This window comes from Photobacterium piscicola (genome assembly GCF_900166965.1).
Taxonomy (GTDB): Bacteria; Pseudomonadota; Gammaproteobacteria; order Enterobacterales; family Vibrionaceae; genus Photobacterium; species Photobacterium piscicola.
Genome location: NZ_FUZI01000017.1, coordinates 23,897 through 39,079 on the forward strand (window position 1 = coordinate 23,897; position 15,183 = coordinate 39,079).

Sequence of the window (15,183 nt, forward strand, 5' to 3'; positions counted from 1 at the left end):
TGAATGGCGTCGAGTCTGAAATTATTAGCTAAATTCAACCGACTATTTATTTAACTGAGCATCATCTTTAGTAATGCTTTCTGATGGAATGAAGTCTAACTGAACACTTAAAATCAACAATAGCTTAAAAATATAAAGACTATTACCACATGGTAACAATTAACTTAAAATTACATTCAAATGTGACAAATAAATCTTTTGTAGATAGTAAACCTGTATTACATACATAACGTCTTAAAATTGCCACCTCGAATAAAAAACCCAAATAATCGCATAAATAACCAATTTTTTAGTTGCTGACTATTCCATCTATTAAATAAAAACGGTAATCTTCGAATTCTTATTTATGGGATAACAATGAATAGTTATTCTCACAAGACCTCGGGGATACCCCCATTAATTCGGCCGTTTCTACCAGTAGGTTATAGACAAATATGCATCAACAAGCAGTAGCACCACCTAAAAGTATCAATAATTGGTTAATGTTTATCATTCCATCATTAATTGGCGTGTTTTTATTTATGGCACCGATCAACTTTGATGGTGACATTACGATCCCAATCGCCGTATTAGCCAAAACTATTCAAAGCCATTTTGAAAATTCACTGACATCGATTGTGACAGGCGTGATCAGTTTTACTGCCATCATGTCTATTATTACCAAGCTCTTTAAGCCTGGATTTGTAATTCGCAACAGCTTCATCAATGGCTTATTGAACCCGTCTTTAATGTGGTTTATCGTGCAACAGCTTGGCGCTATCTTTGCAGTAATGACTTACTTTAATATTGGCCCGGTGATGTTTCGTAACGATGCCACTGGTGGCTTAGTACTCAATAATTTACTGCCCGTATTATTTTCAGTGTTTATTTTTGCTGGTTTACTGCTACCGCTACTGCTTAATTTTGGCTTATTAGAATTCTTTGGCACTCTATTTACCCGTATCATGCGCCCTATTTTTGGTTTACCAGGTCGCTCATCCGTTAACTGTATTGCTTCGTGGTTAGGTGATGGTTCTGTTGGCGTATTACTGACCAGCAAGCAATATGAATCAGGTATGTACACTCAGCGTGAAGCTGCTGTTATTGGTACTACATTCTCAGCGGTATCCATCACTTTCAGCTTAGTTGTTATCGCTCAAGTTAATTTAGAACATATGTTTGCCCCGTTCTACTTAACCGTATGTTTGGCTGGACTAGTGGCTGCTATTATTGTGCCGCGCTTACCACCATTATCACGTAAGAAAAATGTCTATATTAATGGCACCACTGAATCATCACATGATGAAACCGTACCTGAAGGTCATAACATTTTCTCTTATGGGATTGAGCAAGCACTAAAAAAAGCCGCGGAAGTAAAAAGCTTACCTGTAATTGTTGTTGATGGACTTAAAAACGCCGTTGATATGGTATTTGGTGTACTGCCTGTTGTTATGGCAATAGGTACGATGGCGTTAGTGATCGCTGAAAATACCCCTATTTTTGATTACCTCGGCATGCCATTTATTCCATTCCTTGAATTGCTGCATATTCCAGAAGCAGAAGCGGCATCAAAAACCATCGTGGTCGGGTTTGCCGATATGTTCTTGCCATCAATTTTGGCATCGACCATTCAAAGTGACATGACCCGCTTTATCATTGCCGCGATGTCAGTGACGCAATTGATTTATATGTCAGAGATTGGCGCATTACTTATTGGTAGCAAAGTTCCCGTTAAAGCATGGGAATTATTTGTGATCTTTATTCTACGTACTTTAGTCACTCTGCCAGTAATTGCGCTAATGGCACATTTGATTTTCTAAATATAATAGTTAAATATCTAAAAAAGCGACCTTATGGTCGCTTTTTTTTGTTCATTTTCACACACAACATCCCACCAAGGAATAACTAAAACGCCAATTATATAAGTGTGATCACAGTTCCATAAATATTATATTCACCACAAGGATGAAAGCTATTTTTTGCGTTGTTTTTTGTGTAATTTCCAATAAAATCCGCACGTTATAAATTTATAAAAATTAATTACTATTTTATTCAAGGGTTTATCAATGCAATTCAAGCTTTCTCTTCTAACTGGTTCTTTATTAGCAGCACTAACCTTAACGGGTTGTGGCAGTGACTCCTCTTCTGATTCAAATGAATCTATAATTCCAAATGAAAAAACGAAAACCATCACAGTAATTGATGGTTACCTAACAAACGCTGAAGTCTGCGCCGATAAAAACAACAATAAGCAATGTGATAGCGGTGAGAGCATTGGCTTTACCAATGAAAAAGGACAACTAACCATATCAAAAGAACTCGCAGCTTACCCTCTACTTGCTAAAGCTATTGTAGGTAAAACTCAAGACAGTGATAGTATTGGCTATGTTACTAGCAGTTACACCATGGGCGCATCAAAAAATCTGGATGTTATTACTCCATTTACAACAATAGCTCACAATGACAATATTTCTTTTGATGAACTAGCAAGCCAACTAAATCTTGATAGCAAAACAATTAGCGGTGATTACGTCGTAGATAAAGTGGTAAATCCAGAAGCAATTAAAGCTCACCTAATCGCTCGTTCTCTAACATCTGCTTTACCTGAAGACTTAACTCTACTTAATAAAGAGCAAATCACTAAGGTTGTTACTGCAGCTCAAAAAACAATCGAAAAGCATGAAAATAGCGGCACTCTAAATGAGTTAAACGATGTACGCGTAGTGATTGATGAAGCAGGTAATATTGAAGAGCAACAGCTAGTCAGCGATTTACATTCATACCTAATCTCAAAAGATGCATGGTTCCTAGGTAGTATGAATCAAGGTTATATGAGTGATGAAGGTATTCAAAAAGCAACATATAAAGTAGATGGTAGTTCTGAGTGGTTCGATAAGGATGGGAATTCATCAGGTACAGAACCATTCAAAGTACAAGGCAACCATTTCATTGAAATAGATGGCTCAAAAGGTGATGAGTTCATTTTCACCTCTCCCAACCTAGCACTAACGGTTGCTTCTGGTGATGGTAATGACCTGCTATTTTGGACTTCTGAAAAACTAGACGACTCATTCACACCAAAGCAACTGACCTCGAAGCAATTTGAAAATAAAACATGGTTCTACGTTGGTGATGATTCAGCCACCCATAACCCAGATCCAATGATGGCTGAAATGAAGTTCTCACCATTAGCTGAAAACGGAATCGGTACGGTTACCATTTCAGAAAACGGTGAGTCTTTTGATATCACTTGGCAACTACAAGATGTAACGACTGATTTTGGTTCACACAACATCCTATTCCTAGATTTCCCTAAAGGCGATAAAGATATGGCTGTTATGCCTATCACCAACGGTAATGGTTTGATGTTAGTTTCAGATTTAAATCGTGATTCTGAACTATTTAACCTCTTTATTGATAGCAAAGAACAAGCAGAAACTATCATTCAAAAATGGGTTAACGCACAAGAATAATCGGTAAATAAAAAGGCGACCACTCGGTCGCCTTTATTCATTGATTCTCAAGATAGCAAACCCAAGCTAGCCTTTATAAATCTTAGGATTAAACACATCCCGTAGCCAATCACCCAGCAAATTAATCACTAATACTAAAGTAATTAATACAATGCCAGGGAAGGCGGTGATCCACCATGAACCAGAGAAAATATAGTTAAAGCCAATACTGATCAGTGAGCCTAACGATGGCTGATCCACCGGTAAACCTAAGCCTAAAAATGATAGCGCCGCTTCCGACATAATAGCGTTAGCAACCTGTACCGTTGAAATTACTAAAATCGGCGATAAACAATTAGGCAAAATATGACGGAACATGATCCGTGGTGCTCGAAAGCCCATCACCTTAGCTGCTTCAACATACTCTTTTCTTTTCTCTGCCAAAACAGAGGCGCGTACCGTTCGTGCATACTGTGGCCATTCCGCAAAACCGATAATCACCACTAACATAATCACCGCATATTGGGCGTATGTTTCAGCCCCTAATGCAGTACGAAAAATAGCAGATACAATAATCGCTACCATCATGGTGGAAAACGATAATTGCACATCAGCAACACGCATTAATAAACTATCAATTCGTCCACCAAAATAACCCGCAGTTAAACCAACAATCACCCCTAGCACGAGCTGTAACGCTACTGCTAATAAGCCGATCGTCAGTGATAAACGCATCCCATATAAAATAGTCGAATAGATATCACGACCTTGATTATCAGTACCAAGGCTAAAATTAGCATCCCCATCTGCCATCCATGCTGGCGGTAATTCAGAATCCATAATATCAATGGTCGATAAATCATAAGGATTTGTCGGTGCAATAAACGGCGCAAATAACGCTGCAGTAGCAAAGCTCAAAAAAATGGCAAAACACACCATCGCCACTTTATCTTTAAGAAAATAATACACAATATCGGAATCTTTAAAGCGCTGCCAACGACTTGGTGCAACGGTGCTAATACTCTCCATGACTTACGCTCCCTTGCCCGTCAAATCTACTGTTGGATTAACCAACCCATAAAGAAGATCAACAATAGTATTGGTGACCACAAAAATAAGTCCTACAAAAATCACATACGCGGTAATCAGTGGAGTATCGACTCGATTAATAGCATCTAAAAATAACAGCCCGGTTCCCGGCCACTGAAATACACTTTCAGTCAAAATGGTGTAAGCGATCATGGTTCCAATCTGCACGCCACCCACGGTCAATACTGGCAACATGGTATTTTTAAGTGCATGTTGGTAATAAACCTTGTTCATCGGCAATCCCTTTGCCTTCGCAAATTTGATGTATTCTGAACTTAAAACTTCCAGCATTTCCGAACGCACTAAGCGAATAAACAACGGCAACATAATTGATGCTAACGCCACACATGGCAGCACTAAGTGTTTTAAACCATCAATAGTAAAGAAACCTGATTCCCAACCCAGATAATTCGCGGTTTCGCCACGACCAAATGAGGGTAACCAGCCTAATTCAATCGAAAAAACATACATCAACATAATGGCAGTTAAGAACACCGGTATTGAAATACCAATACTACTGAATGCCATAACAGCTTTAGTAAACACACTCCGCGGATGAATTGCGGAATACACGCCAAGTGGAATCGAAACTAAAATAATGATCACCGTCGCACCAAATACGAGTTCAAAAGTTGCGACTAATTTATCTAAAATCACCTCAATCGCAGGGCGCTTAAAAGTATATGAAGTACCTAAATCACCTTGAACGGCATTCCCCAGAAAGCGACTATATTTAGTAACAAACGGATCGTTAAGCCCTAAATCATCACGTAATTGTTGCCGTTCAGCTTCTGATACCGACTGCCCGACGAGCTCTCGTAACGGATCGCCAAGGTTATCCTGAATGGCAAATGCCACCAGACTGATCACAAACATCACTATCAGTGCCTGAAACAGGCGTTTGACCAGAAACGAAAACATTCCCTGCCCCTTTTAATTTCATCCTGAAAAAAATGCCGAAGCAAACCCGCCTCGGCACTCATGCTTAGCTTTATTTACTGCTCATTAATTATTATTTTTCATCGACGACAAGGTCACCAAAATATGGCATTTCCATTGAGTTAACGATCGCACCTGCATGAACATTATTACGTGCTCCCCAAGCGGTACTCTGCCAATGCAGTGGTACAAATGCCGCATCGTTATAAAGCGTAACCTCAATTTGTTTAAGCATCGCAATTCGCTTAGCAGGATCAGTTTCTACATTGGCTGCTGTCACTAACTTATCCACTTCCGGATTAGAATAGAAACCACAGTTATATTGACCTTTACCTGTTTTCTCATTTCGCGTCATGGTCAAAAATTCGGTTAAATTAGCAGAATCTTCAGTATCAGCATGCCAACCAATCATCATCATATCGGCAGCACACTTATCAAACTCCGGCCAATATTGTGCTTTAGGCAGTGTTTTCAAATCCACCTTAATGCCAATTTTTGACAGCATTGCCGCCGCTGCTTGAGCGATTTTAGCATCATTCACATAACGGTTATTCGGCGCTAGCATGGTGAGCGTAAAGCCTTTTTCATATCCTGCTTGTTTCATTAATTGCTTGGCTTTTTTAACATCATAACGAGGCACTAATTCACTATCGTAACCCTGATAACCCGCTGGACTTTGTTGTCCTGCTGCGGTCGCAAATCCCTTCATGATTTTTTTAACAATGCCTTCATTATTAATCGCATGCACAATGGCTTGACGAACACGAACATCTTTTAGGGCTTCATTGCTGGTTTGATTCATTTGAAATGAGATCAAACGGGTGCCAGGAAGTGTCACTAAATCAACCCCCTCAGCACTTTTAAGACGTTGATGGTCATTTGGCGCTACATGGTCAATCATATCAACCCCACCAGAAAGTAACGCGGCAACACGGGTCGCATCTTCTTTAATAGGTAACAATGAAATAGTGTCAACATTACCTTTTGAGGCCGTATCCCAATAGCCAGCAAAACGAGTAAATTCAACTTTTACCCCTTGTTCACGATCACTAACAATAAATGGACCCGTGCCCGACATATGGGTTGAAGCAAATGAATTACCGTGTTTAGCCACTTCCGCTTTATCTTTACCGTCTGCGGTCTTACCGCTATAAAACTTACTGTCCATTGGGAAAATGTAGGTTGCAGTTTGAAGTACCAATGGATAAGCGCCTTTAGAGATAATATCGACGGTATAGTCATCGACTTTTTTCATCTCAGAATAAGGTTCAAAAATAGCTTTAAAATCAGGTGAGGCTTGCAGGCGATTAAAGGTCCAAATCACATCATCTGCGGTAAGTGAATTACCTGAGTGAAATTTTACCCCTTGGCGTAAGGTGAATCGAAACGTATTAGCATCAATACGTTGCCAACTTTGTGCTAGACGAGGTTCAAAATCCATTTTCTGAGTAAAACGAACCAAAGGATCAAACACCATGTGTGACAACTGTAATGTGCCGCCAGACAGTTGCTCATGAGGATCAAGTGAGACCGGATCTGATGCGTAACCGAGCTTTAGATCTGCGGCTGTCACACTAAAACTTAACCCTGCTGCAATCAATGCTAGCGCTAATTTATTCTTGATGGTTTTCATTGCATAACTCCTTTATGCCCAAGCGCCGTCGCTCAGTATTTATTTTATTTATCTCTCATAACAACAAATTAAGCGCGTTGCTGAGGTTTGATTTCTAGTCCTTTAAACTCAGGCATTAATGAAATCAAATGCTGACTATATTGATGTTGTGGTGCAGTAAATAATTGTTCTGTTGGTGCAACTTCTAATAAGGTTCCTTGTTGCATCACGCCAATACGATCACACATTTGACGGATCACGGGTAAATCGTGACTGATAAATAACATCGTCAAATTAAGCTCATCTTGAAGATCTTTTAAGAGGTTTAGAATTTGTGCTTGTACTGAAACATCCAGTGCTGATGTTGGTTCATCACAAATTAATAATCGAGGTCGAGTAGCTAGGGCGCGTGCAATTGAGATCCGCTGCCGCTGACCACCGGAAAATTCATGGGGATATTTAATGCCAGCAGCTCGGCCAAGGCCAACATAATCTAAAAGGTCATTCACAATTTGTCGTGTTTGCGATTCATTTTTAGTTAACTTATGGAATCGAATTGGCTCTGCAATAATGTCAAAAATACGCATTCTAGGATTCATTGATGTATAAGGGTTTTGGAATACCATTTGCATTTGACGACGCAGAGGACGACGTTCAGATTCACTTTTTAATGCGGTAAGATCAATACCTTCAAACCGTACCGTGCCACTATTTGGTGGGTATAAACCGGCAATAACACGCGCAATAGTGGATTTACCCGAACCAGACTCTCCCACTAAACCAAAGGTCTCACCTTCTGCAATATGAAAGCTGACATCATTATTGGCTTGTACATATTCACGTCGGCTTTCAAATAATGAATCTTTAGTAATAAAGCGTAAGTTAACATTTTCAACCTCAAGCAACGCGCCTTGATAGGTGCGTTGATCTTGGCTTTGCCCGAGCCAGTGCTGTTTAACATCCAGCGTCGGCGTCTGCTTAACATCTTCGATATACGTCACTAGCGGAAACCGCTTCAACTTAATATCAGAACGCGGTACAGCTGAAATTAAACTTTGGGTATAAGGATGTTGTGGCCGCTGCAATACTTGTTCAGTGGTCCCCATTTCAACTAAGTCACCACGATACATAACAGCAACGCGATCGGTAACATTAGAAACCACTCCCATATCATGGGTCACCAACATACAGCCGACATTTTTCTGCACACATAAGTCACGAATCAAGGTTAATATTTGATCTTGAATTGATACATCAAGTGCAGTGGTCGGCTCATCAGCAATAATTAAGTCGGGTTCACCGGCTAACGCGATAGCAATCACGACGCGCTGTCGCATACCACCAGAAAATTGATGAGGATATTGCTTAATTCGCAGCTGAGGCTCAGGAATACCTACCTGTTCCATCAACACTAAAGCTCGCTTGAGTGCATCAGATTGTGACACTTTTAAATTAGTCACAATGGTTTCAGTTAATTGCTGCTCAACCGTGAATAAAGGATTTAATGAGGTCATTGGATCTTGAAATATAAAACCAATTTTTGATCCACGAACTTGGCGCATTTTATCCGCGCTTAAACCTGATATTTTAGTGCCATCTAAAAACACCTCACCGCTAGCAATTTGCCCGGGAGGGCTTAATAAATCAATAACAGCATTTCCCACCGTCGATTTACCCGCACCAGACTCACCAACAACACCCACAATTTCACCACGATCAATGGTGAATGACAGTGATTTCACCGCTGCATGTACGCCATATCGTGAGGGGTATTCTATACGGAGATTTTTTACTTCTAATAATGCCATTATCAGACTCCACTACTGGCAGCATCCTGCCTATCTGAATAATTGATTCCTTTCCATGCCAATACTATTGTCTGATTGCATGCCTTACTTCAATTTGTCAAAAATATTACAAAAAAGCAACAACACAAAGTAAAAAACTATCACCATTTATATATTTCGCATATTTACCCTATATGAACGCATATATAAACAATAGAGCACTAAACAATAAATTAACCACAACCCACTGAATAGCAACTAATATAGCTCTATCATCAACATAATAATCCAAACAATCATAACCATTAAAAAATACATTTATGAATAAATTTTCAAGAACAACAAAAAACTAAATTAACATTAATTAAACAAAGTATCGCTTTCATTAGAATAACTAGCGACAATAACCATTAAAAATATAAATATCAGTGGATATATCCATTACAACGAACGGTTGCAAAATTTACGCCACCCACCTACGTAGCATATTCGCCCTGTTTTCTCATCATTTGATAAAATGGGCAGTACACAATTCAAATAGCTACTATTCAAATCCTGCTAACCTCACTGAGTTGTTGGTCATTTTGAGCTAATAAAAACACAAACATTCCGATTTTTTAATGATACTCAAATCCAATATCAGGAGCCCTCACCCTCTGACCAACTATTTTCTCAAAACTCAGAGATGCGCTACCAAATTGCATTCTTTACCATTTTCTACAGATGAAAAAAACCTTGAATCTTTCGATTCAGGTTTCTTAATGGTGGTCGGTGAAGAGCTAGATTCTAATATCAGTGAATCCCCGACCCTCGGCATTTCTACACAAAGATTAACGATACTTTTATACCGACGAAAAAAAACCTGAATCTTTCAATTCAGGTTTTCTTAATGGTGGTCGGTGAAGAGCCAAGATTCTAATATCGGGAACCCCCGCCCCTCTAGCTTTAAACCAATGATACAGATTTACTTTTCTACAGATGAAAAAAAACCTGAATCTTTCGATTCAGGTTTCTTAATGGTGGTCGGTGAAGAGCTAGGTTCTAATATCAGTGAACCCCCGACCCTCTGCATTTCTACACGAAAATCAGCAATACTTTTCTGCAGACGAAAAAAAACCGTATCTTTCGATACGGTTTTCTTAATGGTGGTCGGTGAAGAGCCAAGATTCTAATATCAGTGAACCCCCGCCCCTCTAGCTTTAAACCAATGATACAGATTTACTTTTCTACAGATGAAAAAAAACCTGAATCTTTCGATTCAGGTTTCTTAATGGTGGTCGGTGAAGAGCTAGATTCTAATATCAGTGAACCCCCGACCCTCTGCATTTCTACACGAAAATCAGCAATACTTTTCTGCAGACGAAAAAAAACCTGAATCTTTCGATTCAGGTTTCTTAATGGTGGTCGGTGAAGAGGGATTCGAACCCCCGACCCTCTGGTCCCAAACCAGATGCGCTACCAAACTGCGCTATTCACCGACAATGTTTAGGCTTACAAGGCCAAGGTCTCTAATAAAAGATAACCTAAAAATGGGGTGGCTAACGAGGCTTGAACTCGCGACAACCGGAATCACAATCCGGGACTCTACCAACTGAGCTATAGCCACCATTGTAAGTGGTCGGTGAAGAGGGATTCGAACCCCCGACCCTCTGGTCCCAAACCAGATGCGCTACCAAACTGCGCTATTCACCGACTAAATCGTTACTAAGAAAACAAACCCTCTGGTCCGCTAATCCTAGAAGCCTGAGATACGCTATAAAACTACGTTATCACTGACTAAATTCTGTGTGCTTGTAAAACAAGCGGGCTTTAAAAAGCCAACATGCTGACTGGGTGATCAACACATTATAATATGGGGTGGCTAACGAGGCTTGAACTCGCGACAACCGGAATCACAATCCGGGACTCTACCAACTGAGCTATAGCCACCAATGTTTTTTTACCATTGCCAATACGACCGGATGATGGTGCGCCCGAAAGGATTCGAACCTTCGGCCTTTGGCTCCGGAGGCCAACGCTCTATCCAGCTGAGCTACGGGCGCCTTGCCCTATCGACGGAGGTGAATATTACGGATCAGAACGCAACTCGGCAAGTGTTTTTTTTTATTTTTCTTCCGCTCGCTGATTTTATCAGCAAATCGATGCTGATTCGTATCATGGTTAGCGCTAGATTAGACTTTATTACTGCTTATAGTTGCTATACTTACAAATGAGTAACATCTATATGTATCCACAATTGCACATAAAAAATAACACATCGTCATCATGAATGACCTTTCCTTAAATAACAGGACGTAGCAAAAGGTGAAAAAATGGATTTATCGTTACGACTATGGCTAATCGCTCTTTGTACTCTGCTCTTTTTCTCAACCACCACCATTGCTGCTGACATGTCAGTTTCAGCAATCAATGATCGAACCAAGCCTGTTGGCAATGTACACCTAGAAGGAACGGCTCCCGTAGTCGTTGTAACGACAACCCCCGCACGAACAGGCCAAGCAGTTTACGACCAATACTGTGCTTCTTGTCATAATTCAGGGTTGATGGGCGCACCGAAAAAAGGCAATGCTGATGATTGGGCGGCTCGTGTAAGCCAAGGTGATGCCGTACTCGCTAAGCATGCTATTGAAGGTTTCAATGCCATGCCAGCAAAAGGTACCTGTATGGATTGTAGTGATGATGAAATTATTGCAGCCATCAACTATATGATTAAACCTAACTAAAACGACATCGCCTTATTCGGTTTTATCTAGTCAATGTATTAGAAAATAAAAGAGAAGGGAATCGCTCCCTCTCTCTTTTATATAAACAACCGGTATCCGGTATAAAGTAAGCCTGTATTAGAGGTTATTTCTTAAATAGATTTCGAATATTCGCAATGTGGGCTTGGCCTTTTTGCATGCGTTCTTCTGCCGTAACGGGTTTACGTTCACTTTCCCACTCTAAGTCATCTTGGGGTAACTCGTATAAGAAACGACTTGGCTCTGGTTTGATTAGTTCACCATACTGACGACGTTCTTTACATAACGTGAAAGTAAGTTCCCGCTGCGCACGCGTGATCCCAACATATGCCAATCGACGTTCTTCATCAACGTTGTCTTCATCAATACTGGTTTGATGTGGCAAAATACCTTCTTCAGTACCGATTAAGAACACATACGGAAATTCTAATCCTTTTGAAGCATGTAGCGTCATTAATTGCACTTGATCTGCGTCGTCATTATCTTCACCGCGCTCCATCATGTCGCGCAAAGTTAATCGTTGCACCACCTCTTTAAGGGTTTTGATCTCTTTATCATAGTTATCACCTTCTAAATCAGCGGTGATCCAACTGTATAAATCAGAGACGTTTTTCATGCGCATTTCAGCAGCTTTAGGACTGGCTGATGTTTCGTATAACCAATCTTCATAATGAATATCACGCACTAATTGACGTACAGCAGCAACGGTATCGCCACGTTCTGCATTATCGGCTAACTGATTAACCCAATGCGTAAAACGTTGCAAAGCTTCTAAACCTCGTCCTGATAAATGTTGTTCTAATCCCATTTCAAAACTGGCTTCAAATAAACTTTTACCACGCATATTGGCGTATGTTCCCAGCTTCTCAAGCGTAACCGGACCAATTTCACGGCGAGGTGTATTCACTATTCGTAGAAAAGCATTATCGTCATCGGGGTTAGTTAGTACTCGCAAATATGCCATCATATCTTTAATTTCAACCCGCGAGAAAAACGATGTTCCACCAGAAATTTTATATGGTATACGGTTTTGCATCAGTGCTTTTTCAAATAACCGTGACTGATGATTACCGCGATATAAAATCGCATAATCTTTATAAGCGGTGTTATTCATAAATCGATGTGCGATCAATTCACCAACGACTTTTTCAGCTTCATGCTCTTCATTTTTAGCCGTGAGCACTTTCAGCATTGCCCCATCCGGGATCGCAGAAAAAAGTGCTTTTTCAAATAAGTGCGGATTATTTGCAATAAGAATATTGGCAGTTCGCAGAATACGACTGGTCGAACGGTAATTTTGCTCAAGCTTGACTACTTTCAGATTGGGAAAATCTTTATTAAGTAAGGCTAAATTTTCAGGCTGAGCGCCACGCCACGAATAGATAGACTGATCATCATCACCGACCACAGTAAATCGCGCTCGTTCGCCAACCAATAACTTCACAAATAGATATTGGCTGGTATTGGTATCTTGATACTCATCCACCAGCAAATAACGAATACGATTTTGCCACCGCTGACGTACGTCTTGATTATCACGAAGCAACAACACTGGCATTAAAATAAGATCATCAAAATCAAGGGCGTTATAAGCTTTCATTTGACGTTGATACATTTCATAGCAATGGGCAAACAATTGATCACGTTCAGATTGTGCTCGGCCAGCGGCATCAACTGGCGATAACATGTCATTTTTCCAATTAGAAATCGTTGACTGTAATTGCTTTAATAAATCTTTATCGCCATCGAGCTCTTCTTCGGTCAATTCTTTCAATAATGCCATCTGATCCTGATCGTCAAACAATGAAAAATTGGCCTTTAAACCCAAATATTTACACTCACGACGCACAATATTAAGTCCCAAGGTATGGAAAGTTGACACCATCAACCCTTTGGACTCTTGACGACCTAATGTTTGACCAACACGTTCTTTCATTTCACGGGCGGCTTTATTGGTAAACGTTAACGCAGCGATATTCCGTGCTTTATAGTCACACTTCTGAACTAAGTAAGCGATTTTATTGGTAATAACACGTGTTTTGCCAGAGCCGGCACCAGCCAAGACTAAGCACGGCCCGGAAACGTATTTTACTGCTTCTGTTTGCCTTGGGTTCAGTTTCATTCGTTATCCTGACGTCATTAAAAATTGGGCGCATGTTGACGCGCTTTAATTACAAATCTATTCACTTTACATGGAATAGTGCTTTCACCATTCATCAACATTTGTTGCAATTTCATTATTTAACACAACTTAAATAGTAGATTTAGAATAAATTTATTAAATAAGGTCTAAAATAAATCAGAGCAAATAGAACTCAATTCTAAATCAGATTAAATGTTGATTACAAAACAGCAAATAACCGTTACATTACTGTTAAATAATTAAATATATATTTAACAGTAATTATATTGCTTAAATTTAGGAGATTTCATGCGGAAAATCGCAGCTATTGCTACTATTATCAGCTTAACGCTAGGGATATCAGCTTGTGACCAAAACACATCCAAAGACCAACAGCAACAAGCTGCAAAAAGTGTACCTGTAGATACAATTATTGTCAGTTCTCATCCACAAGCTATCCATATCGAACTCCCTGGTCGTAGTAAAGCTTATCTTGAAGCAGAGGTTCGTCCGCAAGTATCAGGTATTATTACTGAGCGTAGCTTTACCGAAGGCGGCGATGTACGTAAAGGAGAATCATTGTATAGCATTGACTCTGCCCCTTATAACGCCGCTTACCTCAGCGCTAAAGCAAGTTTAGCTCAGGCACAAGCAAACCTAGATTCAGCTCAAGCACTTGCTAAACGTAGCCAAACATTGGTTAACCGTGGCGCGATCAGTAAACAAACCTATGATGATAACAAAGCAAAATACAAAGTCGCTCTTGCTGGCATTGAAGTTGCGAAAGCCAGTGTTAACAAAGCGAAGATAGATCTTAATTATACCAAAGTTAGAGCACCAATTGCGGGTCGTATTGGTCAATCATCAGTAACACCAGGTGCATTAGTCAGTGCTGGCCAAGCGCAAGTATTAGCCACTATTCAACAACTCGATCCCATCAATGTTGATATCGCGCAATCAAGTACTCAGCTATTACGCTTGAAGTCTGCGTTAAAGCAAGGCGAACTAAAAGCCAGTGATAATGCTGACGTCGAGTTAATCCTTGAAGATGGTACCGTTTACTCTCATCACGGCAAGCTACAGTTTGCTGAAGTGAATGTCGACCCTAACACAGGCTCAGTTACGCTACGTGCTGAATTCCCCAATCCAGATGGCGTGTTATTGCCAGGAATGTATGTTCGTGCAGTCCTAAACACAGGAACCGACCCTAAAGCAATTTTGGTCCCACAAAAAGCCATTACACGTAACAGTAAAGGCCAAGCCACTACTATGGTTGTTGGTGCAGAAAATAAAGTTGAATCACGCATGGTGACCACAGCAGAAGCAATTGATCATCAATGGCGTATTACTAGCGGGCTTAAAGATGGCGACCAAGTTATTGTGGATGGCTTACAGAAAATCCGCCCGGGGGCTGTAGTTGAACCAACACCAATAACAGTCAATCAGTCACAATAAATAGGGA

The 15,183-nt window shown here is 40.2% G+C and carries 9 protein-coding genes and 5 tRNA genes; 4 read left to right on the forward strand and 10 right to left on the reverse strand.

The features are described from left to right. Positions 1-434 precede the first annotated feature (434 nt). On the forward strand, positions 435-1,799 hold the full coding sequence (locus tag CZ809_RS20010; RefSeq protein WP_080159281.1) for a YjiH family protein: 1,365 nt from the start codon (positions 435-437) through the stop codon (positions 1,797-1,799). A gap of 246 nt (positions 1,800-2,045) precedes the next feature. After that, complete coding sequence (locus tag CZ809_RS20015; RefSeq protein ID WP_080159282.1) at positions 2,046-3,452, forward strand: hypothetical protein; 1,407 nt, start codon at positions 2,046-2,048, stop codon at positions 3,450-3,452. Between the two features lie 66 nt (positions 3,453-3,518). Here CZ809_RS20015 and CZ809_RS20020 read toward each other — a convergent pair whose 3' ends face one another. From CZ809_RS20020 to CZ809_RS20060, 9 genes are all read right to left on the reverse strand, one after another. Then, on the reverse strand, positions 3,519-4,460 hold the full coding sequence (locus tag CZ809_RS20020) for an ABC transporter permease (RefSeq protein WP_080159283.1): 942 nt from the start codon (positions 4,458-4,460) through the stop codon (positions 3,519-3,521). A gap of 3 nt (positions 4,461-4,463) precedes the next feature. Next, on the reverse strand, positions 4,464-5,441 hold the full coding sequence (locus CZ809_RS20025; RefSeq protein ID WP_080159284.1) for an ABC transporter permease: 978 nt from the start codon (positions 5,439-5,441) through the stop codon (positions 4,464-4,466). 91 nt (positions 5,442-5,532) lie between these two features. Beyond that, entirely contained in the window at positions 5,533-7,092 is a 1,560-nt protein-coding gene (locus tag CZ809_RS20030; protein ID WP_080159285.1) for an ABC transporter substrate-binding protein, read from the reverse strand. Between the two features lie 68 nt (positions 7,093-7,160). Then, positions 7,161-8,879, reverse strand: a complete 1,719-nt coding sequence (locus CZ809_RS20035) for a dipeptide ABC transporter ATP-binding protein (RefSeq protein WP_080159286.1) — start codon at positions 8,877-8,879, stop codon at positions 7,161-7,163. A gap of 1,380 nt (positions 8,880-10,259) precedes the next feature. Next, positions 10,260-10,336, reverse strand: a tRNA-Pro gene (locus CZ809_RS20040). Positions 10,337-10,388: 52 nt separating this feature from the next. Further along, positions 10,389-10,464, reverse strand: a tRNA-His gene (locus tag CZ809_RS20045). A 9-nt stretch (positions 10,465-10,473) separates the two neighbouring features. After that, a tRNA-Pro gene (locus CZ809_RS20050) sits at positions 10,474-10,550 on the reverse strand. Positions 10,551-10,711: 161 nt separating this feature from the next. Further along, positions 10,712-10,787 (reverse strand) — tRNA-His (locus tag CZ809_RS20055). A gap of 36 nt (positions 10,788-10,823) precedes the next feature. Beyond that, positions 10,824-10,900: transfer RNA gene (locus CZ809_RS20060), tRNA-Arg, on the reverse strand. A gap of 270 nt (positions 10,901-11,170) precedes the next feature. Between CZ809_RS20060 and CZ809_RS20065 the strand changes: the two genes are divergently transcribed. After that, positions 11,171-11,581 carry a c-type cytochrome gene (locus CZ809_RS20065; protein WP_080159287.1) on the forward strand — a complete coding sequence of 137 codons (411 nt, stop codon included), beginning with the start codon at positions 11,171-11,173 and terminating at the stop codon, positions 11,579-11,581. A gap of 124 nt (positions 11,582-11,705) precedes the next feature. Here CZ809_RS20065 and rep read toward each other — a convergent pair whose 3' ends face one another. After that, entirely contained in the window at positions 11,706-13,721 is a 2,016-nt protein-coding gene (gene rep, locus CZ809_RS20070) for a DNA helicase Rep (RefSeq protein WP_080159288.1), read from the reverse strand. A gap of 309 nt (positions 13,722-14,030) precedes the next feature. Between rep and CZ809_RS20075 the strand changes: the two genes are divergently transcribed. Then, on the forward strand, positions 14,031-15,176 hold the full coding sequence (locus CZ809_RS20075) for an efflux RND transporter periplasmic adaptor subunit (protein WP_080159289.1): 1,146 nt from the start codon (positions 14,031-14,033) through the stop codon (positions 15,174-15,176). The last annotated feature ends 7 nt before the right edge of the window (positions 15,177-15,183 follow it).

What these genes read in the sequence shown, in the direction of transcription:
- CZ809_RS20010 (WP_080159281.1), top strand. Translation starts at nt 435, where the DNA reads ATGCATCAACAAGCAGTAGCACCACCTAAAAGTATCAATAATTGGTTA.
- CZ809_RS20015 (WP_080159282.1), top strand. Translation starts at nt 2,046, where the DNA reads ATGCAATTCAAGCTTTCTCTTCTAACTGGTTCTTTATTAGCAGCACTA.
- CZ809_RS20020 (WP_080159283.1), bottom strand. Translation starts at nt 4,460, where the DNA reads ATGGAGAGTATTAGCACCGTTGCACCAAGTCGTTGGCAGCGCTTTAAA.
- CZ809_RS20025 (WP_080159284.1), bottom strand. Translation starts at nt 5,441, where the DNA reads ATGTTTTCGTTTCTGGTCAAACGCCTGTTTCAGGCACTGATAGTGATG.
- CZ809_RS20030 (WP_080159285.1), bottom strand. Translation starts at nt 7,092, where the DNA reads ATGAAAACCATCAAGAATAAATTAGCGCTAGCATTGATTGCAGCAGGG.
- CZ809_RS20035 (WP_080159286.1), bottom strand. Translation starts at nt 8,879, where the DNA reads ATGGCATTATTAGAAGTAAAAAATCTCCGTATAGAATACCCCTCACGA.
- CZ809_RS20065 (WP_080159287.1), top strand. Translation starts at nt 11,171, where the DNA reads ATGGATTTATCGTTACGACTATGGCTAATCGCTCTTTGTACTCTGCTC.
- rep (WP_080159288.1), bottom strand. Translation starts at nt 13,721, where the DNA reads ATGAAACTGAACCCAAGGCAAACAGAAGCAGTAAAATACGTTTCCGGG.
- CZ809_RS20075 (WP_080159289.1), top strand. Translation starts at nt 14,031, where the DNA reads ATGCGGAAAATCGCAGCTATTGCTACTATTATCAGCTTAACGCTAGGG.